20 protein-coding genes, 1 pseudogene and 1 riboswitch are annotated in these 21400 nt (G+C 57.8%); of the genes and pseudogenes, 18 read left to right on the plus strand and 3 right to left on the minus strand.

Annotated elements, in window-relative coordinates; all coding sequences use genetic code 11:
- Positions 1–2 precede the first annotated feature (2 nt).
- The 3 genes from P0D96_RS25365 (at position 3) to P0D96_RS25375 (ending at position 4664) form a co-directional block, all read left to right on the plus strand.
- Positions 3–752: a substrate-binding periplasmic protein gene (locus P0D96_RS25365; RefSeq protein ID WP_408178549.1), complete on the plus strand. Its 750-nt coding sequence runs from the start codon at positions 3–5 to the stop codon at positions 750–752.
- Positions 749–3856, plus strand: a complete 3108-nt coding sequence (locus P0D96_RS25370) for a bifunctional diguanylate cyclase/phosphodiesterase (protein ID WP_408316022.1) — start codon at positions 749–751, stop codon at positions 3854–3856. The genes P0D96_RS25365 and P0D96_RS25370 overlap by 4 nt, the downstream gene beginning before the upstream one ends.
- Positions 3857–4292: 436 nt before the next feature.
- A complete protein-coding gene (locus tag P0D96_RS25375) occupies positions 4293–4664 on the plus strand; it encodes a DUF6697 family protein (protein ID WP_132383843.1) in 372 nt (123 codons plus the stop codon).
- Between the two features lie 127 nt (positions 4665–4791).
- Here P0D96_RS25375 and ppnP read toward each other — a convergent pair whose 3' ends face one another.
- Positions 4792–5112 carry a pyrimidine/purine nucleoside phosphorylase gene (ppnP, locus tag P0D96_RS25380; protein ID WP_116122394.1) on the minus strand — a complete coding sequence of 107 codons (321 nt, stop codon included), beginning with the start codon at positions 5110–5112 and terminating at the stop codon, positions 4792–4794.
- A gap of 147 nt (positions 5113–5259) precedes the next feature.
- Entirely contained in the window at positions 5260–5829 is a 570-nt protein-coding gene (gene mntP / locus P0D96_RS25385; RefSeq protein ID WP_408178552.1) for a manganese efflux pump MntP, read from the minus strand.
- Between the two features lie 9 nt (positions 5830–5838).
- Positions 5839–6005: riboswitch (yybP-ykoY riboswitch) on the minus strand.
- A gap of 395 nt (positions 6006–6400) precedes the next feature.
- Between mntP and P0D96_RS25390 the strand changes: the two genes are divergently transcribed.
- The 12 genes from P0D96_RS25390 (at position 6401) to P0D96_RS25445 (ending at position 18479) form a co-directional block, all read left to right on the plus strand.
- Entirely contained in the window at positions 6401–8326 is a 1926-nt protein-coding gene (locus P0D96_RS25390; protein ID WP_408316025.1) for a potassium transporter Kup, read from the plus strand.
- Between the two features lie 210 nt (positions 8327–8536).
- The gene (locus P0D96_RS25395) at positions 8537–9997 is read left to right on the plus strand and encodes an amino acid permease (RefSeq protein WP_408178554.1); all 1461 of its coding nucleotides are present in this window, start codon (positions 8537–8539) and stop codon (positions 9995–9997) included.
- A 163-nt stretch (positions 9998–10160) separates the two neighbouring features.
- Positions 10161–10310: a hypothetical protein gene (locus P0D96_RS25400; protein ID WP_181309363.1), complete on the plus strand. Its 150-nt coding sequence runs from the start codon at positions 10161–10163 to the stop codon at positions 10308–10310.
- 425 nt (positions 10311–10735) lie between these two features.
- Positions 10736–11857, plus strand: coding sequence for a DegT/DnrJ/EryC1/StrS family aminotransferase (locus P0D96_RS25405; RefSeq protein WP_408316027.1), 1122 nt, complete (start codon positions 10736–10738; stop codon positions 11855–11857).
- Positions 11854–12606 carry a class I SAM-dependent methyltransferase gene (locus tag P0D96_RS25410; RefSeq protein ID WP_408178557.1) on the plus strand — a complete coding sequence of 251 codons (753 nt, stop codon included), beginning with the start codon at positions 11854–11856 and terminating at the stop codon, positions 12604–12606. The genes P0D96_RS25405 and P0D96_RS25410 overlap by 4 nt, the downstream gene beginning before the upstream one ends.
- 11 nt (positions 12607–12617) lie before the next feature.
- Positions 12618–13298, plus strand: a complete 681-nt coding sequence (locus P0D96_RS25415; protein ID WP_408316029.1) for an acetyltransferase — start codon at positions 12618–12620, stop codon at positions 13296–13298.
- 2 nt (positions 13299–13300) lie between these two features.
- The gene (locus P0D96_RS25420; RefSeq protein ID WP_408316031.1) at positions 13301–14221 is read left to right on the plus strand and encodes a glycoside hydrolase family protein; all 921 of its coding nucleotides are present in this window, start codon (positions 13301–13303) and stop codon (positions 14219–14221) included.
- A complete protein-coding gene (locus P0D96_RS25425) occupies positions 14218–15168 on the plus strand; it encodes a GNAT family N-acetyltransferase (protein WP_408316033.1) in 951 nt (316 codons plus the stop codon). Before P0D96_RS25420 ends, P0D96_RS25425 begins: the two co-directional genes overlap by 4 nt.
- Before the next feature lie 25 nt (positions 15169–15193).
- Entirely contained in the window at positions 15194–16102 is a 909-nt protein-coding gene (locus P0D96_RS25430) for a glycosyltransferase family 2 protein (RefSeq protein WP_408316035.1), read from the plus strand.
- Positions 16103–16104: 2 nt separating this feature from the next.
- Positions 16105–16458, plus strand: coding sequence for a GtrA family protein (locus P0D96_RS25435; protein ID WP_408316086.1), 354 nt, complete (start codon positions 16105–16107; stop codon positions 16456–16458).
- A gap of 4 nt (positions 16459–16462) precedes the next feature.
- A complete protein-coding gene (locus tag P0D96_RS25440; RefSeq protein WP_408316037.1) occupies positions 16463–16900 on the plus strand; it encodes a sugar 3,4-ketoisomerase in 438 nt (145 codons plus the stop codon).
- A gap of 4 nt (positions 16901–16904) precedes the next feature.
- Positions 16905–18479 (plus strand): hypothetical protein, encoded by a 1575-nt coding sequence (locus tag P0D96_RS25445; protein WP_408316039.1) that lies wholly within the window; start codon positions 16905–16907, stop codon positions 18477–18479.
- 125 nt (positions 18480–18604) lie between these two features.
- Here P0D96_RS25445 and P0D96_RS25450 read toward each other — a convergent pair whose 3' ends face one another.
- The gene (locus P0D96_RS25450) at positions 18605–19708 is read right to left on the minus strand and encodes an acyltransferase family protein (protein ID WP_408316041.1); all 1104 of its coding nucleotides are present in this window, start codon (positions 19706–19708) and stop codon (positions 18605–18607) included.
- Between the two features lie 238 nt (positions 19709–19946).
- Here P0D96_RS25450 and P0D96_RS25455 point away from each other — a divergent pair.
- The 3 genes and pseudogenes from P0D96_RS25455 to P0D96_RS25465 all read left to right on the plus strand — a co-directional run.
- Positions 19947–20225, plus strand: a pseudogene (locus tag P0D96_RS25455) (transposase); the annotation flags it as partial.
- Between the two features lie 112 nt (positions 20226–20337).
- A complete protein-coding gene (locus P0D96_RS25460) occupies positions 20338–20625 on the plus strand; it encodes a tetratricopeptide repeat protein (protein ID WP_408316043.1) in 288 nt (95 codons plus the stop codon).
- Positions 20626–20857: 232 nt separating this feature from the next.
- Positions 20858–21394 (plus strand): hypothetical protein, encoded by a 537-nt coding sequence (locus P0D96_RS25465; RefSeq protein ID WP_408316045.1) that lies wholly within the window; start codon positions 20858–20860, stop codon positions 21392–21394.
- The last annotated feature ends 6 nt before the right edge of the window (positions 21395–21400 follow it).

Raw genomic sequence — 21400 nt, forward strand, 5'->3', positions numbered from 1 at the left:
GCATGGGTAGCGCTATGGCCGCGGGTCCCGAATGTTCGCGTTCGTTTACGCTAGCTTTACACGATCACGGTCTGCTCTATTCCGTCGACACGGACACCGGGATCGACAAAGACTTCGCTGACGAGTTGATCCGCCGCAGCGGTTGCCAGATCAGAGTCAGCCTGATGTCGCGGGCCCGGATCTGGAAGCTGATTGAATCCGGCGGACTGGATTTCAGCCTGTCGGGCATTGCCAACGACGAGCGCAATGAGTACGCGGATTTCGCCTGGTACTTCAGCAACAAGTACTATCTGTTGGTGCGCAAGGACGCTGGAATCCATCGTTTGTCCGATTTCGAGCACAACGACCAGTTTCAGCTCGGCGTGATCCGCAGCTTCCGCTACAGTGAGTCGGCCAACCGTCTAGTCGACAAGTTGTCGGCCGAAAACCGCGTCAGCCAGGCCGGCGGCCTGGATCCGCTGTATCAGGCGCTGATTCTCCGACGCATTCAAGGCATGATCATCGAGCCTTTCGATTACCCTGCGATCGATGAAAAGAAAATCCGCGACGTGACCACCATCGTGGAATTCGACGACCCCGCCGTTCGTCACGGCCTCATCATGTCGAAGAAGGCGCTGCCGCCGGCTGAGCGCGAAAAGTGGCGCGCCCTGGTGAACGAGATGCGCGCGGACGGCACCGTTCGGCGCATCTTCGAGAAATATTTCAAACCTGACCTCGCCGATTCGATGGTCGATTTCAAGACGCAGCCGTGAACTGGGCGCGCCTCGTCCTGCTTCCGCTATTGGTCCTGTCCGCGGCGCTCAGCGTGACGTGGATGCTTTGGGACCATGAGCGGGAAGCCGCCCGTCATGAACTGCTATCCCAGTTCAACTATTCCATGGGCGATGCGGTCAGCCGGATCGAGCAGCGCATGGGCACGTATGAACTCCTGCTACGCGGCGTGCAAAGCCTGTTCGCCGCTAGTGGAGAGATCGACCGCGATCAGTTCCGCGACTACGTCGGCACGCTCAATCTCGACGCCAACTTCTCCGGTATCCAGGCCATCGGCATCGTCGCATGGGTGCCGGCGACGCAGAAGGTCGAGCATATTGCGGCTCTCCGCCGGCAAGGGTTGCCCGACTACGCGATCGAGCCCAAAGGCTCGCGCGAGAACTACGCGCCCATCATCCAGCGCGAGCCGTCCGTCGGCATCAATCGGGCGGCGCCCGGTTTCGATGCATGGGCCGACCCTGTGCGGCGGCGCGCCATGGAACAGGCGCGCGATTCCGGCATGGCGACCCTTTCCGGGAAAGTCCGTCTGTCGGTGGACGCCGGCAACGCTCGCCCCGGATTCATCATGTACCTGCCGATCTACGCACGAGGCCAGCCGCAAGATAGCGTCGCCCAGCGCCGCGCGCACCTGGTCGGCTGGGTCTATGCCTCGTTCCGCATGCACGATGTCATTGCCAGCCTGTACGGCGAGCAACCGCCCGGCCTCACGATCGCTATATACGATGGCGTCGAAACGTCGGCCGCCGCGCTGTTGCACAAAACGCCTGAGGCGCCCGGTCATCATCTGGCTGCGGATATGTCGGCCAACGAATATCTGGTTGTCGGCGGACATGACTGGACACTGTCGATGAGCGCCCAGGACGACTTCAAGGCTCGCTTCGGCCGCAACGCAGCGCTCCCGATTGCCAGCACTGGCACAGGCCTCAGCCTGTTGCTGGCCCTGCTCACCTGGCTGATGATGACCGGCCGCGGCCGCGCGATGCGGCTTGCCTCGGCAATGACAAAAGAATTGCGCGAGAACGAAGAGAAATTCCGCGCGATTGCCGACTGTACGGTCAACTGGGAAATCTGGTGGGGACCCGACGGCAAGCCGCGCTGGATCAATTCGGCGGTGGAGGCGTACATCGGATATACCGTCGACGAGTGCATGACAATGCCGGACTTTGCCGGCACCGTGATTTGTCCCGAGGACATTCCCCGCGTTGCACCCGAGTTTCAGAAGGCACTACAAGGCTTGCGCGGCGACGACCTGGAGTTTCGCTGCGTTCGCAAGGACGGCTCGCTCATGTGGCTGTCCGCGTCCTGGGTTCCGATTACCGATTCCAAGGGCGAGTTCATCGGCTTTCGCACGAGCGGCCGCGACATTACCGAGCGCAAACAGGTCGAGGCTGAACTGCGAATTGCCGCTGTCGCCTTCGACTCGATGGAGCCGATGATGATCACCGACGCGAGCGCCACCATTCTGCGCGTGAACTCGGCTTTCACCGAATGCACCGGCTATACGGCCGAGGAAATCGTGGGCCAGACGCCGCGCGTGCTGCGCTCCGGCCGCCACGACGCCGCATTCTTCCAGGAGATGTGGGAAGCGATTCATCGCGCCGGTGGGTGGCAAGGGGAAATCTGGGATCGCCGCAAGAACGGCGAGGTGTATCCGAAATGGCTCACGATCTCCGCCGTGATGAGCGACGACGGAATCGTCAGTCACTATGTCGGCACGCATCACGACATTACCGAACGCAAGATCGCGGAAGAGCGAATCAAGGAATTGGCCTTCTTCGATGCGCTGACCCGGTTGCCCAATCGCACCCTGTTGCTGGATCGCCTGAGGCAGGCAATCACGGCCAGCGCGCGGAACGAAGCGTGCGGCGCCTTGCTGTTCATCGACCTGGATCACTTCAAGACGTTGAACGATACCTTGGGTCACGACAAAGGCGATCTACTGCTGCAGCAAGTCGCGCAGCGTCTGGCGGACAGCGTGCTCGAGAGCGACACCGTGGCCAGAGTGGGCGGCGACGAGTTCGTGGTGGTGCTCGGCAACCTGCACAAGAACCGGCAGGAGGCGGCCAACCAGACGGAGGCCGTGGGCGAAAGAATTCTCGCCGTTCTGGGTAGTCCCTATCACCTTGGCAAAATCGAATACCGCACTAGCGCGAGCATCGGCGCCACCGTGTTCAGAGGGCATCAGGCGTCGATCGACGAGCTTCTCAAGCAGGCCGACCTCGCGATGTACAAGTCCAAGGAAAGAGGACGCAATGCCGTGCGTTTCTTCGATCCGGACATGCAAACCGTCGTGGTGCAGCGAGCCGCGCTGGAGGCGGGACTGCGCAATGCAATCGAGGACAATCAGTTTCTGCTCCATTATCAGGCGCAGGTCGTCGGTACTCGTGTAACCGGCGCGGAAGCACTGGTGCGCTGGCAGCATCCGCAGCGCGGTGTCGTGCCGCCTGCCGAGTTCATTCCGCTGGCTGAAGAAACCGGATTGATCCTTGCGCTGGGAAGCTGGGTGCTGGAGGCTGCCTGCGCGCAACTGGCGCAATGGGCTGCGCGACCGGATATGGCGCATCTCACGATTGCGGTCAACGTCAGCGCACAGCAGTTCCGCGAAGCTGACTTCGTGGACAACGTATTGACGATCATCGCTCGAACCGGCGCGCGGCCCGACAGGTTGAAACTGGAACTGACGGAAAGCGTCTTGGTCGACAACGTGCAGGACATCATCGAGAAGATGGGCGCGCTGAAAGCGAAAGGCATTGTCTTCGCACTGGACGACTTTGGCATCGGCTATTCGTCGCTGTCCTATTTGAAGCGCCTGCCGTTGGACCAGTTGAAAATCGACCGCTCATTCGTGCGAGACGTGCTCGTCGATCCCAACGACGCTGTGATTGCCAGGACCATCGTGGCACTGGCGCGCAGCCTCGGTTTGGGCGTGATCGCCGAAGGAGTCGAAACGGAGGCTCAGCGGGATTTCCTCGCGGCAGCGGGATGCTACGCGTATCAGGGCTATTATTTCTGCCGCCCGATTCCCATCGAGGGTTTTGAAGCGATTTTGAGCAGCGTCGAGACGCGTCAGTGCGTGGCGGAGTGAGTGAGAGATAAATGACGCGTCATCAGTAGCGCAACGTTGACGCAAGCGCTCGTAGAAACATAGCCTCGGCGTCTGGGCGATCCATACACTTCGTGCGGTTTTCGCCCTCTACATACCTCGGCGTCTTCCTACAAGCGCTTGCGGCAACCGTCTACGAAACCTCGCTCGGTGTCACCTCGAGATTCTGTCATCAACCGTATAACGAACGTATATAACCGCAGGGTGAATGCTGTTAATACGGCGTATCGAAACGCGCGACGAGTCCCGGATGCAGCCAGGTCAATCTGTGGCGCATGTCTCGCTGTTTCGCTCAACCAGCATGCCTTCTTTATCAAGAAGCTCGTGCTTTATACAAGGGATTTAGGTACAGGCCGATATCATCGCTCCGCTTGATGCCACTGCTTTAAAGCCAGGCGTCATTCTTGGGAGAAAAATCATGTTTGATATTGGAAAAGAGTATTCTCGGGAAGATATTCATCGGGTGACGGGAGGATGCAAACAGGCATTCTTGCCCGTGAAGGGCGGCAAGGTCGTCGCTGCGCGATTGCGTCAGGATCTCAACCCGTATGCACCGGATGTGATCGTCTGCGATGGCAGCGCCGCTGCACGAGCGGCAGGCCGAACGCTCGCGCGACAGACCGACCCACTGCCTGTTTTTGTCCGAACAGCGACTGACCGATTCCGTTACATGGGCGAGTACGTCACCGAGGAATCGTTTACTGCTCCGATCGACTACGCCAAGTACGTGCAGAACACGGGCTTTACGCTTGGTCAGATTTCGCGAGTGATCAAGATGAAGCGCCGTTGATCTCAACGGAAACTTCGATTCGGAATCGTCTCTTCGTCGGTTGGGTTGTAGCTCGTGCCCAACCGGCGATCATCAATCACACGTTTGAATGCGCGCGCCGTACCAATGTCGTACGACGCGACACGTTTTACAGATAGCTGCAGACGTAGTCGAGTGTTTCGATCACGTCGATATCGAAGCGGCTTTTCCCGGGCACCGAAAACGACTCGCCCGCACCATACGTCTTCCACTCGTCACTGCCTTCGAGGCGGATGCGGCATTGGCCGGCCTGCACTTCCATGAGTTCCGGCGCATCAGTGCCGAAGTTCAGCGCGCCGGGCAGGATCACGCCAAGCGTTTTGCGCGTACCGTCGGCAAAGAGAACGGTGTGCGAGACACACTTGCCGTCGAAGTAGACGTTGGCTCGTTTAACAATGGAAACCTGATCGAATTGCGTTGCGGCCGTCATGCCAATCTTCCTCTGGGTTGTCGTGGGTGGATGCGTTTGCGCGGACTTCAGGTCGGACGCAAGCCCGCCATGATACAGGCGGCGCGCGCGCCAGTCGTCGATCGCGCCGCAAGAGGTGGAGAGCAGCCGGCGGCCGTCAACCACCGTCTAGCCGATGATCTTCAGATGCTCAGCCAGGATAGTGCTGCCAATACCGATCAGCACGACGCCACCCGCCAACTCCGCACGCCTGCCGGCCACATGCCCGATGACACGGCCGAGCATCACGCCGATCGTGACCATCGTCATGGTGGCGAGCCCGATCGCGGCGGCAGTGGAATAGATGTTGACGTCCACGAAGGCGAGGCCCGCACCGACCGCCATGGCATCGATACTCGTGGCAAAGCCGGTCAGCGCCAGCAACCAGAACGAATGAGTCGACGGTTTCGCCGCCTCGATTTCCTTGGCGGCAAAGCTATTGAAAACCATGCGGGCGCCGAGGACCAACAACAGCGCAAACGCGATCCAGTGATCCCATGCGGAGACGTATTGCGCTGCAGCTTTGCCGAGGAACCATCCGACCAGGGGTGTCAGCGCTTCGATGACGCCGAAGATGAGTCCCGTCCTGACAGCCTCACGCCAGTGAGGACGTTTGAGCGTGGCGCCTTTGCCGATTGCGGCCGCAAAGGCGTCGGTGGACATGGCGAAAGCAAGGAACAGCGTTGCGACAGGATTCATGAGAGGAGGGCTCGAGGTCGGGCGGAAAACCGCGACACACCTCCGCGCCCGACCGGTCGCGTGGTGTGTCGATGGTCTTGCCAACCAAAGGGCTACCTGCACCACGGTCTGCGCGACCGAGAATGTTGACGCAGGCGCTTCTGGGTAGAAGCCGGCTACTCCCCAAAGACAGGGGCGAGCATATCACATCGAAAGCTTTATGTAATACGGATCGCACCTCGCGTATGTGGAGACGAAATAAATCTGTCGCCACTTCATGTATCAGTAGCGTGGCAATCGGCCGATGGTATATGTTGAATTAGTGGCACACCGTCCTTCAGGAAAAGAGACAGGTCACGTTCGCGGAAGGCAGGTACGCAAAACATCAGAACAATACGAATGCGCGTCCGGCGATAGGGCAACGGGACGCCCGTTCCTCGTACGGAGGTTGCTTCGGCGACGCTGACTGTTGCGTGGGGACGCAGGCGACTCCTCGAAAAAAACGAGGCCTGACAAAAGCATGAATCGGTTCCGCACGTGCATCGGCCTATGCCAATTGTTGCACCGCGAGAACGCGAAACTGGAGCGAGACATGAGCCAGTCAGTATCCGCCGCGCCCGATGCGGGCCATTCCGGCGGGCGCGGGCATCAGCGGCCGGCGATGCCCGCACTCGCGCTTGCAGCATTGGGTGTGGTGTATGGCGACATCGGCACCAGTCCACTCTATACGCTGCAGACGGTGTTCGATCCAGTCAACGGACTGTCGCTCAACGCGCTGAATGTGGTCGGCATTGTCTCGCTGATCGTCTGGTCGCTGATCGTCGTCGTCTCGCTCAAATACGTCACGTTGATTCTGCGCGCGAACAATCACGGCGAAGGTGGGATCATGGCGCTGCTGGCGCTGGCTGCGTCGTCGGTTGCCACGCGGCCGCGCTTGCGCCATATGTTGCTGGGTGTCGGCATCATGGGCGCCGCGCTCTTTTACGGCGACAGTGTGATCACGCCGGCGATCTCGGTGTTGAGCGCGGTCGAAGGTCTTCAGGTCGCCGCGCCGTTTCTCAAGACCTGTGTGATTCCCGTAACGCTGGTTGCGCTGGTCACATTGTTCCTGATGCAGAAGCGCGGAACGGCCGGTATCGGCATCGTGTTCGGACCGGTGATGGTGCTCTGGTTCATCGTGCTTGCCGTGGTGGGCGTCATTAACCTGATGCGCGCGCCCGCGATTCTCGTCGCGCTCAATCCGCTCGCGGGGCTGGCGTTTTGCCTGCATCATCGGTGGCTGGCGTTCGTTGCTTTGGGTGCGGTCGTTCTGTCCTTGACCGGCGCGGAAGCGCTCTATGCGGACATGGGACATTTCGGCGCGAGGCCGATCCGGCTGACGTGGTTCGGCCTCGTGTTTCCCGCGCTTGCGTTGAACTATCTGGGGCAGGGCGCGTTGCTGCTTGCCGATCCGGGCGCGCTGCAAAATCCGTTCTACAAACTGTTTCCGCAATGGGCGCTGTATCCTATGATCGTGCTTTCGACGATCGCGACCGTAATCGCGTCGCAAGCCGTTATCTCCGGCACGTATTCGATGACGAAGCAGGCGATGCAACTCGGCTTTCTGCCGCGCATGAATGTCGTCTACACGTCGGAAAGGGAAATGGGGCAAATCTACGTGCCAGGCATCAACTGGACGTTATTGGCCGCCGTCGTGGCGGCTGTGCTCGGCTTCGGTTCATCCACGGCGCTCGGCTCCGCGTACGGTATCGCTGTCACCGGCACGATGCTGATTACGACGATCCTGACGTTCTTCGTCATTCGCTACGCGTGGCATTACAACTGGCTGCTATGCGTGTTTGCGACCGGTTTTTTCTTCGTGATCGACGCGGCGTTCTTCTCCGCGAACCTGCTGAAACTCATGCAGGGCGGCTGGTTCCCGCTCCTCGTCGGGCTGATCATCTACACGATCATGGCGACCTGGGGACGAGGCTGGGAGATGATGCGTGCCGAAGCGCGCGTGAGGGCCGGGACGATGCCGCTCAAGCCCTATCTGGCCACGTTGTTGAAGGACTCGCCGATGCGATGCGGTGGCACGGCAATCTTTCTATCGCCCGATCCTGATGGCGTGCCGCATTCGTTGATCAACAATTTGATGCATAACCGCGTGCTGCACAAACGTGTCGTTTTCGTGACGGTGAACAATGAGGAGATACCGTGGGTGCCTACGAGTGAGCGCGTGAGTGTGCAGCCGCTAGATTCGGACTGCTACCAGGTCACGATCACGTATGGTTTCATGGACGAGGTCGACTTGCCGCGCGCGCTTGAAATTTGTAAGTCGCAAGGTTTGACATTCGAGCCGGCGGAGACTTCCTACTTCCTTAGCCGTGCGACCTTGGTGCCCACTCGTGATAGCGGCATGGCGATGTGGCGAGAGCGTTTGTTCTCAGTCATGTTGCATAACGTGGGTAACGTTGCGGCTTATCTGAAGCTACCGGCTAATCGAGTGATTGAGTTGGGGGCACGCGTGGAGATTTGAGGATTGCATAAGAACGCGAACAAAAGCCTCGTCCGCAGGCGCGAGAGAATCAAATATTCACTTTACTTTTAATTCGGAATACACTGAATTTGCTATTTCTCTTTTCTTTACCCGCTAGTCTTCAGTAACAGATGTTTTTGTCGTGCTCCGCGAGCCGAAGCAAACCGAGTCGGCTCGTGCCCAAACACCATTTGAACGGGACGACTCATCATGGCTGATACGAGCTACATGGCACGAAAATCCGTCGCCGATATTGTAGGAAGCGCCGACGCGGAAGAAGGCCACGCACTATCGAAAACACTCGGCGCAACCAGCATCACGGCGATGGGCATTGGCGCGATCATCGGCGCCGGCATCTTCGTTCTGACCGGCACCGCCGCGGCGCAATTCGCCGGCCCGAGCATCATCCTGTCATTCGTACTCGGTGGCATTGCGTGCGCGTTCGTCGGCCTCTGCTATTCGGAGCTGGCAGCGATGTTGCCCGTATGCGGCAGCAGTTACACCTACACGTATGCCACGCTGGGTGAAATTTTTGCGTGGATCATCGGCTGGGACTTGATCCTCGAATATGCGATGGGCGCCGCCACTGTCGCGGTCGGGTGGTCCGGTTATATCGTGAGCTTGCTGCATAACGTGGGGATCAATATCCCGCCCGATCTAGCCACCGCACCCGGCACCATCATCAAGCTACCCGATGGCACCACCGCGACAGGCATCATCAATTTGCCCGCGATCGTGATCATCGCCATTCTCACCACCATGCTCGTGCTCGGTACGAAGGAATCAGCACGGCTCAACAACGTCATGGTGGCGGTCAAGCTGACCGTGGTGGTGGCCTTTATCGCGCTCGGCGTGTTTTTCATCAAGCCGGCGAACTGGCATCCGTTTATTCCCGCGAATACTGGCGAGTTCGGCAACTTCGGCATGAGCGGGATTCTGCGTGGCTCGGCCGTGGTGTTCTTCGCGTTCATCGGATTCGATGCGGTCTCCACTGCCGCACAGGAAGCGAAAAAACCGCAACGGGACATGCCGATCGGCATTCTGGGGTCGCTGATCATCTGCACCATTTTGTACATCCTCGTCGCGGGTGTCCTCACTGGGCTCGTACCGTACGCTGAACTGAATGTTCCTGATCCGATCGCCAAGGGCGTGGATGCGATTGGCCTGAACTGGTTCTCGATTCTGATCAAGATCGGTGCGCTGACAGGACTGACCACTGTGATCCTCGTGCTGCTGTACGGGCAGAGCCGCATCTTCTTCACGATGTCGACGGACGGCTTGCTACCGCCTCTTTTTGCACGAGTTCATCCGCGTCTTCAGACGCCTCATCTGAGTCAGATTCTGATTGGCACGGTCGTCGCGATCGTGGCGGCGCTTACTCCGATCAGCGTGTTGGGGGAGATGGTTAGCATCGGCACTTTGTTCGCGTTCATTCTTGTGTGCGGCGCTGTGATCTATTTGCGGCGCAGTGACTCTGATGCTACACGCCCGTTCCGGGTTCCTGGTGTACCGATCGTGCCGGTTCTGGGGATCCTGTTTTGTCTGTTGCTGATGGCCGGGCTGCCGCTCGTCACGTGGGTGCGGCTTGTCGTGTGGCTTGTGATCGGGATGACCATTTATATTTCTTATGGTCGCAATCATTCGAAGTTGCGCTTTCCTGAGCGGCACTGAGAAGGCGGTGGCGCCGGGGCGGCGCTACTGCAAATATTTCTCACATATCGATGAAAAATGCTCGTTTGGTGGCTGAGGTCCGCCTTCGTAGACTGGGAGTGTGAGTGGTAGCCGCGACGATGCAGTACGACGTGGCTACTCCTGGTTTATGAGGAGGTTTGTCGTGGATATGACCTTGTTCGAGATTCCGGCCGTGGTGGTTGTTTTGGGTATCGTTGGTGTCGTGGTGGTTAGGGCGTTTGCCTCGTCGCGCGTGGATGGCATCGACGTTTTTATGCGGCGGCATATGCCCGATGAGCGCGAGAGGAGTTAGAAGGAGTTTTTTCCGCATCAAAGCATGCCGCGTTCTGCCGGCACTTGATAAAAGTTGCTCGCGGTTGATTCGGGCGATCGTCCCCTTGTCAGTATCTGATATGCTGCGGCCTCGCTTGCCGTCGCGCTGTGTGCCGCGCAGCAATTTCCATCCGCCGTCCGACTCGGGGTTGGATCGTGATCGCGCGGCGCATCCTATCTCGCTGTCGCGTGACATCGAAATCTAAGCTCACGACCCGTCTCCCCAGCGTCTGCCCAATACCTTTCAAACGTGACATCGACATTCGCCATGAGTTATGATAGGCGTTTGCCGTCGTCACCTTCTCGGATCTGATTCGGGCACACTTCACACGGTAACAACTTAATCAAAGTCATCGCACCGCTCGCGTGTGATGGCGTAAATCACATTGCGGAGGTACGCGCGCTATGGTCGGCAAGGTCCCTCTGTTTTCCATTGAAGCCTCGAATCGCGGCATCGATTTGGCTGGTGCGTTCAACCGCGTGGCGAACAGTCACTGGTTCATCCTCGGCAATGAAGTGACAAACTTCGAGCGGGAGTTCGCCGCGTATATCGGCGTCGATACCTGCGTTGCACTTGCTAATGGAACCGACTCGCTGGAACTCGCGTTGCGGGCTCTAGATGTAACGTCCAACGATTCCGTGGCGCTCGTGGCAAACGCGGGTTTTTACGGCAGCACGGCGGTCAATGCGATTGGAGCGCGCGCCCTTTACGTCGACGTCGATGCTTCGTCGCTGAACATGTCGCCGGCCGCCCTTCGCGACCTGCTTTCGCGCGAGAAGCCCAAGGCGATTCTCGTTACGCATCTGTACGGACAACTCGCCGCTATCGAAGAACTCGTAGCGATTGCCGCACAAGCCGGCGTTCCTGTCATCGAAGATTGTGCGCAAGCTCATGGCGCAATGCGCGCGGGGCGTATTGCGGGAAGCTTTGGCGCCATTGGCTGTTTCAGTTTTTATCCGACCAAGAACCTGGGCGCACTAGGTGACGGCGGTGCAGCCGTATGTTCGGACCCGGTGATCGCACAGAAGCTGAAGATGCTGCGTCAGTACGGCTGGAACGCCAAATACAGTGTAGAGCTGGCGGGCGGCCGAAATAGCCGTATGGACGAAGTGCAGGCGGCGATCCTGCGCGAGAAGTTGCCGCACCTGAACGACTGGAATTCGCAACGTAAAGCCGTGGCGCGGCGATACAACGCCGCCTTCAAAGATCTACCGGCCAGGATCGCTTCATCGGTGGATGCGGATTACGTTGCCCATCTCTACGTCATCCGCGTGCGCGACCGCGATTCGTTTCGCGCGTATCTTGGCGAACAGCAGATCGCAACGGAAGTGCATTATCCGATTCCCGATCATTGGCAGACCGCTTACAGAAGCCGGTCCGCTTCACCCCGTCAACATTTGCCGGTGACGGAACAGAGCGCGGCCGAGATCGTCACGTTGCCGTGCTTCCCGGGAATGACCGAGGCGCAGGTGGATCGTGTCATCGAATCCGTTTGTGCTTATTTCGCACGTGAGTCCGCGCAATGAATCAACCAAAGAACCGAACATCGCAGATCGGCTTCGACGATTTCCGGCGGCTCGCGAGCGACGACTCGTTGTCGAAATACGAGCGGATCGGATTTCCGGACGACTATCGTCAAGGTTTCGAGAGTCACATTTTCGCGGACATCGTCGGCAAACTGGACAACCTGCAACTTCCGAAACAGAACGTGCTCGACATCGGCCCTGGATGCAGCGATCTTCCGGGCATGCTGATCGGCCTTTGCGAGAAGAACGGCCATTTGCTCACTTTGGTGGATAGCGAGGAAATGTTGCAGCAACTGGACGATCGGCCATTCATCACGAAGGTTGCAGCGCGCTACCCCGATTGCCCTGGCGTCATCGACGGACTCAGAGAGACGGCAAATGTCATTCTCTGCTATAGCGTTCTGCAATACATCGTGCTGGAGGCACCGTTCTTCCGTTTCCTCGACGATTCGCTGTCCTTGCTGGCGCCGGGAGGGCAGATGTTGATTGGCGACATACCGAATGTATCCAAGCGCAAACGTTTCTTCTCCAGCGAAACGGGCGTCCGTTTCCACAAGGAGTTCATGCGCACCGCCGACGATCCGGTCGTAAGCTTCAATCAGATCGAGCATGACCAGATCGATGACTCCGTCGTCTTCTCGATTCTTGAGCGGGCGCGATCCGCTGGGTTCGATGCCTACGTGCTGCCGCAAGGGCGAGCGTTGCCCATGGCGAATCGCCGCGAAGACATCTTGATCCAACGACCGTAAAAGCGACGCAAATGGAAAAGACCCGAGACCTGGTTATCGTTGGCGACAGTGCATTCGCCGAAGTTGCGTACGAGTACTTCACGCACGACTCGGAGTACAACGTGGTCGCTTTCGCCGTCGAATCGGAATTCATGACGCGCGACCACCTGTTCGATTTGCCGGTGGTGCCGCTGGAGCGGCTCGAAGAGCTTTATCCGCCCGAGCGGGTCGACTTCTATGCGGCAATTGTCTATTCGCAACTGAACCGGCTGCGTGCGCGCCTTTATGAAACGTGCAAGGCGAAAGGCTACAAGCCCGCAAGCTATATCAGTTCGAAAGCGTTCGTGTGGCCAAACGCGTCGATCGGCGAACATTGCTTTATCTTCGAGAACAATACCGTCCAGCCGTTTGTCCGTATTGAGGACAATGTCGTGCTCTGGAGCGGCAATCACATCGGGCATCATACGAAGGTGGACAGTCACTGCTTCATCTCGTCGCAAGTCGTGATTTCCGGGTTTTGTACGATAGGGCGCCATACCTTCATGGGGGTCAACTCGACGGTCAGCAATAACGTCAACATTGGCGAAAGCAATTGGATCGGACCCGGCGTTTCGATCTCGAGTGACACGGAACCTGACAAGCTCTACGGCGGTGTCAAAAGCGAACCCGCAAGAGTAAGCGCTCGCCGCTTCTTCAAAGTACGCGCGGACTAAAAATGGAATGGAGAAAGCTGGGCGTCGTCTGGTGCCCGACCGGTGACCTTTGGTGGGCCCGATCCCATGCATCGTGTCCGACGCCGCTGTTTCTGGACGACGGCACATTGCGCCTCTACGTGCAGGGGCGTGACGAAAAAGGTATTGGCCGCATTGGCTTCGTCGACGTTGACGCCGGCGATCCAACGCGCGTGCTCCGTGTATCGCCAGACCCTGTCCTCGACGTTGGCGTACCGGGTGCCTTTGACGACAATGGTGTATTCCAGACATGCGTGCTCGCGCGTCCGGACGGCACGTTGGCGATGTACTACGTCGGCTTTGAGATTTGCCATCAAATCCGCTACCGCTTGTTGACTGGACTTGCCATCAGTCACGATGGCGGCGAGACGTTCCAACGTCTTCGAGCTACGCCGGTTCTGGAAAGATCGCCGCATGAGCTGCATTTTCGATGTGGTCCCTTTGTCATGGCTGAAGGCGGCGTCTACCGGATGTGGTACATCGCAGGAAGCGAATGGGAGACGCTGGAAGGAAAAGCCATGCCGGTCTACAACCTCCACTATCTGGAGTCCGCGGACGGGATCATTTGGCCCGACGAGGGCAGTCGCGTCTTTGAACTGAATCGCGATGTCGAACATGGGATTGGTCGGCCCTACGTTGTCAGGAAGCATGACGGCTACCAGATGTTCTATAGCATCAGGAAGAAGCAGCCATTGGGTTATCGGATGGGCTATGCAGAATCGCCCGATGGCCGGCACTGGACGCGGCTGGACGAACAGCTGGGACTGGACGTTTCCGGGTCCGGCTGGGACAACGAGACGGTTGAATACTCGGCGGTGGTCAATGCCGGCGACAAAACTTTCTGCTTTTACAACGGCAACGACTTCGGCGGGACGGGCTTCGGTGTCGCGGAACTGATCAAGTGAACATCAATATCGTCGACTACAGCGCTGAACACGCACAAGCATGGGACGACTGGTGTCGCGAATGCGACAATGCAACGCTGTTGCACACGCGACGCTTTCTGTCATACCACGGTGCACGCTTCGAAGACGCTTCCGTCCTGCTAATGAACGAGGGGCGTTTGGTGGGTCTGTTTCCAGCGGCGAAGGCGGCCGGCGATTCGGACATCGTCGTGAGTCATCCGGGCGCAACATACGGCGGCATTGCACATGCCGGATGGCTTCACGGTCAGCGAATGATCGACGCGATCGGCGCGTTGAAGGATCACTATCGCAACCGTGGTATCCGCAAACTGGTCTACAAAGTGGTCCCGTTTATCTACGCGCGGGTTCCCTCGCAAGACGACGTGTATGCGCTTTTCCGTCATGGTGCGCAGCGCGTTCGATGCGATCTGTCCTGCACGATCGATCTACAGCACCAGCGGCCCGTCAGCGAGCGTCGAAAGCGTGCGAGGCGTAAGGCGTGCAAGACCGTCTCGTTGCGCGCGGCTATCGATGACCTGCCCGCATTCTGGGCGGTTCTGACCGAAACGCTCGCGCGCCGCCACGAGGCTGTTCCGGTTCACACAGTCGACGAAATCGCTCTGCTGGCGTCGCGCTTTTCCGACGAGATTCAGCTTCGATGTGCCGTTATGGATGAAAAAGTGATCGCGGGCGTCCTTTTGTTCTGCTCGAGGAACGTGTGGCACGCTCAATACATCGCGTCCAATGAGAGCGGCAATCAGGTTAGCGCGCTCGACGCGGTATTCGGCGCCGCGATAGAAGAAGCCCGCGCTAGTGGAGCACGGTATTTCGACTTTGGCACGAGTAATGAATCTGCAGGCCAGGTACTGAACGACGGACTGTTCCGGTTCAAGTCCGAATTTGGCGGCGGCGGTGTAGCCCACGAATATTACGAATTGGCGATTTGAGACTGTGAGTCAGAAAAAAATATCCTTGATCGTTCCGGTGTATTTCAATGCCGGAAGCCTGCCCGACCTATTTGCGCAGCTCGTCGCGCTCGAACAGGGTCTGCTCGCCCGCGATATCCTGCTTGAGCTTATCTTCGTCGATGACGGCTCAAAGGATAATTCCCTCGAACTGTTACTGGAATTCAAGAACACCCGGCCGGCCACCACCGTCGTCAAGTTGACTCGTAACTTCGGAGCGGTGCACTGTTCGAAGACGGGTTTCCGCTTCGTGACGGGTGACGCATTCATCATTGTTGCCGCCGATCTGCAGGATCCGCCCGGGCTGATCAATGAGATGGTCGACCGGTGGCTGGCTGGTTCCAAATTTGTTATTTGCGAGCGCGTAACCCGAGATGATCCGGTCGTGTCTAAGTTCTTCTCGCGTATTCACTATAAATTGCTGCGGGCGCTGGTCATTCGCGACTACCCCTACGGCGGGTACGACATGGCGCTGATGGACAAAGCGCTGTTGCCTCACCTTCTGAACAGTTCGAAATCAGTTTTCACGCCGCTCCTCGCTTATTGGCTGGGCTACGAGCCGAGCGTGATCACCTATCATCGTCCGGCGCGTCGCCACGGGAAGTCCGGTTGGACGTTTGCCAAGAAATTTTCAGCGTTTCTCGACATCATGCTGGGTTTCTCAATCACGCCAATCCGGGTGATTTCGGGCATCGGCGCTGTGATCTCAGTGTGCAGTTTCGTTTACGGGCTCATCGTCGTGATCAACGCATTCCTTCACAACATTTCCGTTCCCGGATTTGCAACGATTGTCTCTCTGATTTCATTCATGCTGGGACTCGTGATTGTCATGCTCGGCTTGATCGGTGAGTACTTGTGGCGGATCTTCGAAGAAACGAACCGGCGCCCGGAGACGGTCATCGAGCAGGTCTGGTGAAGATGAGGTTCAAGCGATTCCTGGTTTCGGGCGCTGTCAACACGCTTGCCACCTACCTCCTTTACCTGCTGTTGCTGAAGTTCCTTCCCTATACATGGGCCTACACAGTCACGTACGTGGTTGGTATCGCGCTGGGTTACCTACTAAGTGCTAAATGGGTATTCAAAAAAGATCTGAGCGTGCGAACCGCAGCGGCATATCCGGTGGCTTATCTGATCAACTATGCGATCGGACTAGGCGTATTGAGGCTATGCGTACATGTACTGCACGTTCCGGCGCAGGTCGCGCCACTCATCGTCGTTTGTGTGACCATTCCTGCGATGTTCATTCTCACCCGCGCAATCTTCCGTGAATAGGCCCATGAATACTATGCCTGCCATTTCCGACTGCAAGCTCTACGAGTTGCCGAAGATCACCGATCCGCGAGGTAATCTCACGTTTATTGAAAGCGATAAACATGTTCCATTCGCGATCCAACGTGTTTTCTACCTATACGACGTTCCCACTGAAGAAAGCCGGGGCGCACACGCGCACCATACGCTGAATCAGTTAATCATCTGCCTCTCGGGCAGCTTCGACGTCGAGGTCGACGATGGCAAGAACCGCACGCGCATCCATTTGAATCGGCCGTGGAAGGGCTTGCACGTTCCACCGTTGATTTGGGCAGCGGAGGTCAATTTCGATCCTGGTTCGGTAGCGCTGATTCTTGCGTCCGATATGTACAATGAAGCGGACTATATCCGGGACTACGATGACTATCTCGCCCTGATGAACGATCTAGCGTCAAAGCAGGATTGACTGAATGTACCGCAGCGTAACACTGAGATCAGAGCCAACGTCAGGCGCGCACAACCACCGCGTAGGGCTAATCGCCGCCGCTTTGTTCGTCGTGCTCGTCGTTGTTGTGCTGCGGCTGGCGGTAGTCGGTGGCTATCCATCCACGGACGAAGGCATCTACGCGTACTACGCGCTGATTATCCATGACCGGCTATCGCAAGACCTACGTCTTCCGAATGACGGCATGTTGATGCTCTACCCGTTAATGACGTCTTTCGTCTACTCGCTGAAGGTCAATCCCATTTTTGCTTTACGACTGATTGATGTCGTTCCGGACGCGCTAGCCGCTGTCTTGATGCTACGAATATCAGCACGCTTGAGTGGAAGCCTGACAGCGAGCGCGCTCATCACCGCGCTGTTCTTTGTGCTGCTGAACCACCCGAGTTTCATCCAGTATGGGTTCAAGAACAGCTTCTTCATAGCGCTGTGCCCGTTGCTCTATGCGGTGATCCTGTTCTTGTCCGAACAGCAAGCCAGTCCGTCCAGGTTCTTTGCCATGGGCGTACTCGTCGCGCTCGGCGTACTTTTGCGAGAAACGCTACTTCTCTTCGCCGTGTTAGGGGCGGTTTCCATTTTCGCGGAGCGGGGTACTCGCGGGTTGACGTACTACGTTGCAGGCGGGCTGGCGGCTGGATCACTCATACTCATCCTGGCAATCGCCCTGCGAGGCACCGGCGGCGTATCCAGCTTTATAGCGGGTTACGTTGACAGTGGCGCCGTTTATGTAGCGTTCGGCGATATGCGATGGAAACTCTTCACGTCGAGCGGGCAACTCGCTGCGCAGGCAGCTGCCGCGGGGCTGGTTATAAGTCTTGCGGCAACGGCATGCCTCGTCATCGCGTCGATTCGCGGCAGAACGACGGAATATCTGAAGCCTTTCGCTTTTTGGGCCGCTGTTACCTTGATCCCCTTCGTTGAACCGCTCGCGAAGCTGGGTTTTCCTTATCATTTCTCGTGGTCGCTGATCGGCCTGTGCGGCATTACGAGCTTGGGTTGGAGCACTTGCCAGTTTGCTGGCCGGGCGCAAAAGCTCATTTGTAGCTGCTTGTGCATTGGCGTCTCCTTACTGCTCGTATGGCCTCAACTCAACTTTCAACGCAGCATCTTTTGGGGACTTACCTACCCCGCGCTCAAGGAGACGCACGGGAAATATTGGGCCGACGAGTCGATTCCGAATAGCAACTATCTGCTCTTGGCCGATGAGATCAAACGCGTTGCTCCTGCCAACGCCACGCTGAGTTCGAGCGCTGCGATGCTGATACTGTATCCCCTTACCGGTCTCCGCCCACCGTGTTACGGCGTCAGTAATCTGACCGTTACGGCTGTCACGCTGCGGTTCGACGAGAAAGCAGTTAAACGAGCCATCGAAAATTGTCCTGCGGATGTGGTCGTAGCGACTCAGAGAGACTTGCCTGGCAGCTCGGCCGTCGCGCAAGCAATGCGGGAGCTCCCTCAGTATCGGCCCGCTGGCAGAGTGGACGCGTCCACTGCACGGGATTACGGAAGCTCCACCGCAGAGTTGTTTTTGCGCCAGCGTTGACACGAATGAATGTGCTAGGGCCACGCAAGGGAACGCTAGTATTTCAGCCTAAGCCGCCCACCATGCCAACCATGACGCCCGTTCGCCTGAGTCAGCATATGCAGGCGGGTGTCTATCCGGCGACTTCAGGCGGAGCGGCTCTGTACCGATGTGAAACGGTTCTTCAAGAGCAGGAAAGGACGCTCGAGAAGCCTATACGAAACGTCCGCGAGCAAGACGTTGGCCACGGCGGCGACAGCGAATCTCGAGAACCGGTTGTGCACTTCGAACTGATCCAGGACTTTAGCGGTCTCTGTCAGTGCACAAATGTGGAACACATAGATCCCGTACGAAATCTTTCCTAGGTGCCGCGTGGGGCGGCAACCGAACGCTGCCCGCAGCTTCGATGACATCGAGACCGCGTAGACAATCAGACAGCACGCGAACGCCATGACGGGATAACCAATTACCTCGCAGACTCGCGAGATACCGGGCGGCCCCATCCATACGAGCGCCGAGAGTATCAGCAAAGCGGCAGTAGCAGAAAGCAATGACTTGCGCGTCCGCAAATCCATCGATGCGCCGACTGAAGTGCCGAGGCCCATGAATATCCCGAACAGAAACGTGTCGGCTCTCAGCGGTGAGACCCATACGAATGGATGACTACGACCGATCAGCACGACACCGAGACGCATCAACATAAAGCCTACCGCCGCCGCAGCGAGCGCCATTTTCAAGCCTCGCACGTGACCACGCGAAAAGTACGTTGCAGTTGCGATGGGGATCAGCAAATAAGCCTGCTCTTCGAGCGCGATCGTCCACAAATGCGACGAGAACGGAAACGGCGTATATCCGTGATACGCCGCCTCGATGTTCTGGGTAAAGGTCAGATGGGACACGTACCAGCCGAACAGCTGCATAGTGCCTTGATCGCCCCAAATCAGCCCCCAAAGCAGTGCGAGTGTGACGAATGACAGATAGAGCGGCCAGATGCGCAAGGCCCGACGAATATAGAAGTTGAGGATGCTGACGTCGCCCGTCGTTTCTCGTTCGATAAGCAGAAGGCGTGACAGAAGAAACGCACTTAGCACAAGGAACAGATCAACCCCGAACCACCCGAGGAAATTCCTGAACGCAGCTATCGACGGCTCCGCCAGAAGATCGCTGTGATGCACGACGACTGACAAAGCAGCGACTGCCCTGAGGCCGTCGATCCAGGGGAGATAGAAGGTCTTGTTGCCGTTTGCCATGGTGCTCGTTCGGATTGAGCGGCAATGGTAACAAAAATGATGGCGGACGCACTTTTCCGTGAAACGATTCGCCCGGAGACAGAACGACAATTGCCTGGCAAGCCTTATTTCCCAGACCCGAAAACTAGAGTTAGAGTTGGTTTGCTGGGCGATACGACTGCGTCGGCGGGACCATCAAATTTTATTGTGGGGCAAGCCCACGTCTTAGCGATCATCAACCAAGGACAGTTTTGCGGTGGGCGCGAAGTTCTGGTTCAAGGTGTTCAACGAACTGAAGACGCGCGGATGCCAGGACATCCTGATTGCCGTGGTCGACGGCTTGAAGGGACTGGCCGAGGCGATCGACGCAGCTAATCCCCGCACAAGCGTGCAGACCTGCATCGTGCACCTGATCCGTAGCAGTCTGGAGCACGCCAGCTACAAGGTTCGCAAGGCTGTCGCCACGGCGTTGCGCCAGATCTACGATACCGCGAGCGAGCAGGCCGCACAGCAGGCCCTGCAGGCCTTCGCTCAGGGGCTCGCTGACGTGGGCGACTATCACTGCCCAACGCAAAGATAGTGATGCGAAGCTCTCGAACGGAGACGCGTCGGGCGCCGAGTCGGCCAGCAACCAGGTGGCTGCCAAGGAGATGGTCAAGGCCGCCATTGCACAGATGTCTCAGGGAAAGCTCGATGATGCCGAGAAAGAACTGAGCGATGCCGCGGCTCGCGATCCGAAGCAGTCGCTGGTCTACTACAACATGGCGGTGCTGAGGCTGAAGCAGGGCCGTACCGACGACGCATTCAAGGAACTGGAAGCCAGTTTTCTGAACGGGTTCTCGTACTTCGACGAGATGCAGAAGGACCCCGATCTCGACGCTATCCGGAACGACCCGCGCTTCACGGCGTTGATCAAAAAGTATCGTACGACGACGTGAACATCTCTAGCTATCGGCGAGCCGCCGCGCTGTGCGCGGCGTTAGCGATTGTCTGCGGATGTTCGAAATCCGTTGGGCCGTCGATCATCGGCCACTGGCACGCTGAACGCGTTGCTTTCGATAGCGTGCAGTTGCCGGTTGGCCTTGATATCGTTGTGTCGAACACGCAGATCGTAAGTCCCGATACGGGGCAAGCCTTCCGATCAAAGGTATTGAGGGAAAGAAGGATGCTGTGACGATCGATTTGTCGTACGGGGTCGGATTTACGTTTTACTTCGATGGCCCTGACCGGATGTATCTGAAGATACCTCTCGTTGGGCCCGTATACTATCGTCGCGTCGTCGAGGACGTTCACGCATCGGCGTTACCGACTAACGCTGCAGAGACTTCGGCAAATGGGCTCGGCCCCGCGACGCAAGCTCCGGTATTGAGTAAGCAGTCGGCAGACATGGAAGTAAGGAGGAGTGAACCGAAAAACGTGAACGCCGAACCTCCTGAAGTTATATCTGCTGCTCAGCGTTATCGCGTTGGTGAGCCGACGGTTTCGCCTTCTGTGGGCATGGACAAAGTCGTGACTGGAGGCGGGGTCGCGCTGGCCAAGCTCGCGTTCGCCGCAGCACACGACGGGGACTACGATGCCGCCATTAGTCGGCTTAGCGATGCGTTCAAGTCAGGTTATCGAGGGTTTGCTTTTCTCGACAGCGCCCCGGAGTTGAGCGGCTTGAGGGATGATGTACGTTACCGTGCTTTGGTTGCTCGGTATCGCTGAAATAGG

It is taken from the genome of Paraburkholderia sp. RL17-347-BIC-D (assembly GCF_046027915.1).
Taxonomy (GTDB): Bacteria; Pseudomonadota; Gammaproteobacteria; order Burkholderiales; family Burkholderiaceae; genus Paraburkholderia.

Excerpts from the sequence above, each read along its gene's own strand:
- P0D96_RS25365 (WP_408178549.1), top strand. The coding sequence starts at position 3 with ATGGGTAGCGCTATGGCCGCGGGTCCCGAATGTTCGCGTTCGTTTACG.
- P0D96_RS25375 (WP_132383843.1), top strand. The coding sequence starts at position 4,293 with ATGTTTGATATTGGAAAAGAGTATTCTCGGGAAGATATTCATCGGGTG.
- ppnP (WP_116122394.1), bottom strand. The coding sequence starts at position 5,112 with ATGACGGCCGCAACGCAATTCGATCAGGTTTCCATTGTTAAACGAGCC.
- mntP (WP_408178552.1), bottom strand. The coding sequence starts at position 5,829 with ATGAATCCTGTCGCAACGCTGTTCCTTGCTTTCGCCATGTCCACCGAC.
- P0D96_RS25390 (WP_408316025.1), top strand. The coding sequence starts at position 6,401 with ATGAGCCAGTCAGTATCCGCCGCGCCCGATGCGGGCCATTCCGGCGGG.
- P0D96_RS25395 (WP_408178554.1), top strand. The coding sequence starts at position 8,537 with ATGGCTGATACGAGCTACATGGCACGAAAATCCGTCGCCGATATTGTA.
- P0D96_RS25405 (WP_408316027.1), top strand. The coding sequence starts at position 10,736 with ATGGTCGGCAAGGTCCCTCTGTTTTCCATTGAAGCCTCGAATCGCGGC.
- P0D96_RS25410 (WP_408178557.1), top strand. The coding sequence starts at position 11,854 with ATGAATCAACCAAAGAACCGAACATCGCAGATCGGCTTCGACGATTTC.
- P0D96_RS25415 (WP_408316029.1), top strand. The coding sequence starts at position 12,618 with ATGGAAAAGACCCGAGACCTGGTTATCGTTGGCGACAGTGCATTCGCC.
- P0D96_RS25420 (WP_408316031.1), top strand. The coding sequence starts at position 13,301 with ATGGAATGGAGAAAGCTGGGCGTCGTCTGGTGCCCGACCGGTGACCTT.
- P0D96_RS25435 (WP_408316086.1), top strand. The coding sequence starts at position 16,105 with ATGAGGTTCAAGCGATTCCTGGTTTCGGGCGCTGTCAACACGCTTGCC.
- P0D96_RS25440 (WP_408316037.1), top strand. The coding sequence starts at position 16,463 with ATGAATACTATGCCTGCCATTTCCGACTGCAAGCTCTACGAGTTGCCG.
- P0D96_RS25445 (WP_408316039.1), top strand. The coding sequence starts at position 16,905 with ATGTACCGCAGCGTAACACTGAGATCAGAGCCAACGTCAGGCGCGCAC.
- P0D96_RS25450 (WP_408316041.1), bottom strand. The coding sequence starts at position 19,708 with ATGGCAAACGGCAACAAGACCTTCTATCTCCCCTGGATCGACGGCCTC.
- P0D96_RS25460 (WP_408316043.1), top strand. The coding sequence starts at position 20,338 with ATGGTCAAGGCCGCCATTGCACAGATGTCTCAGGGAAAGCTCGATGAT.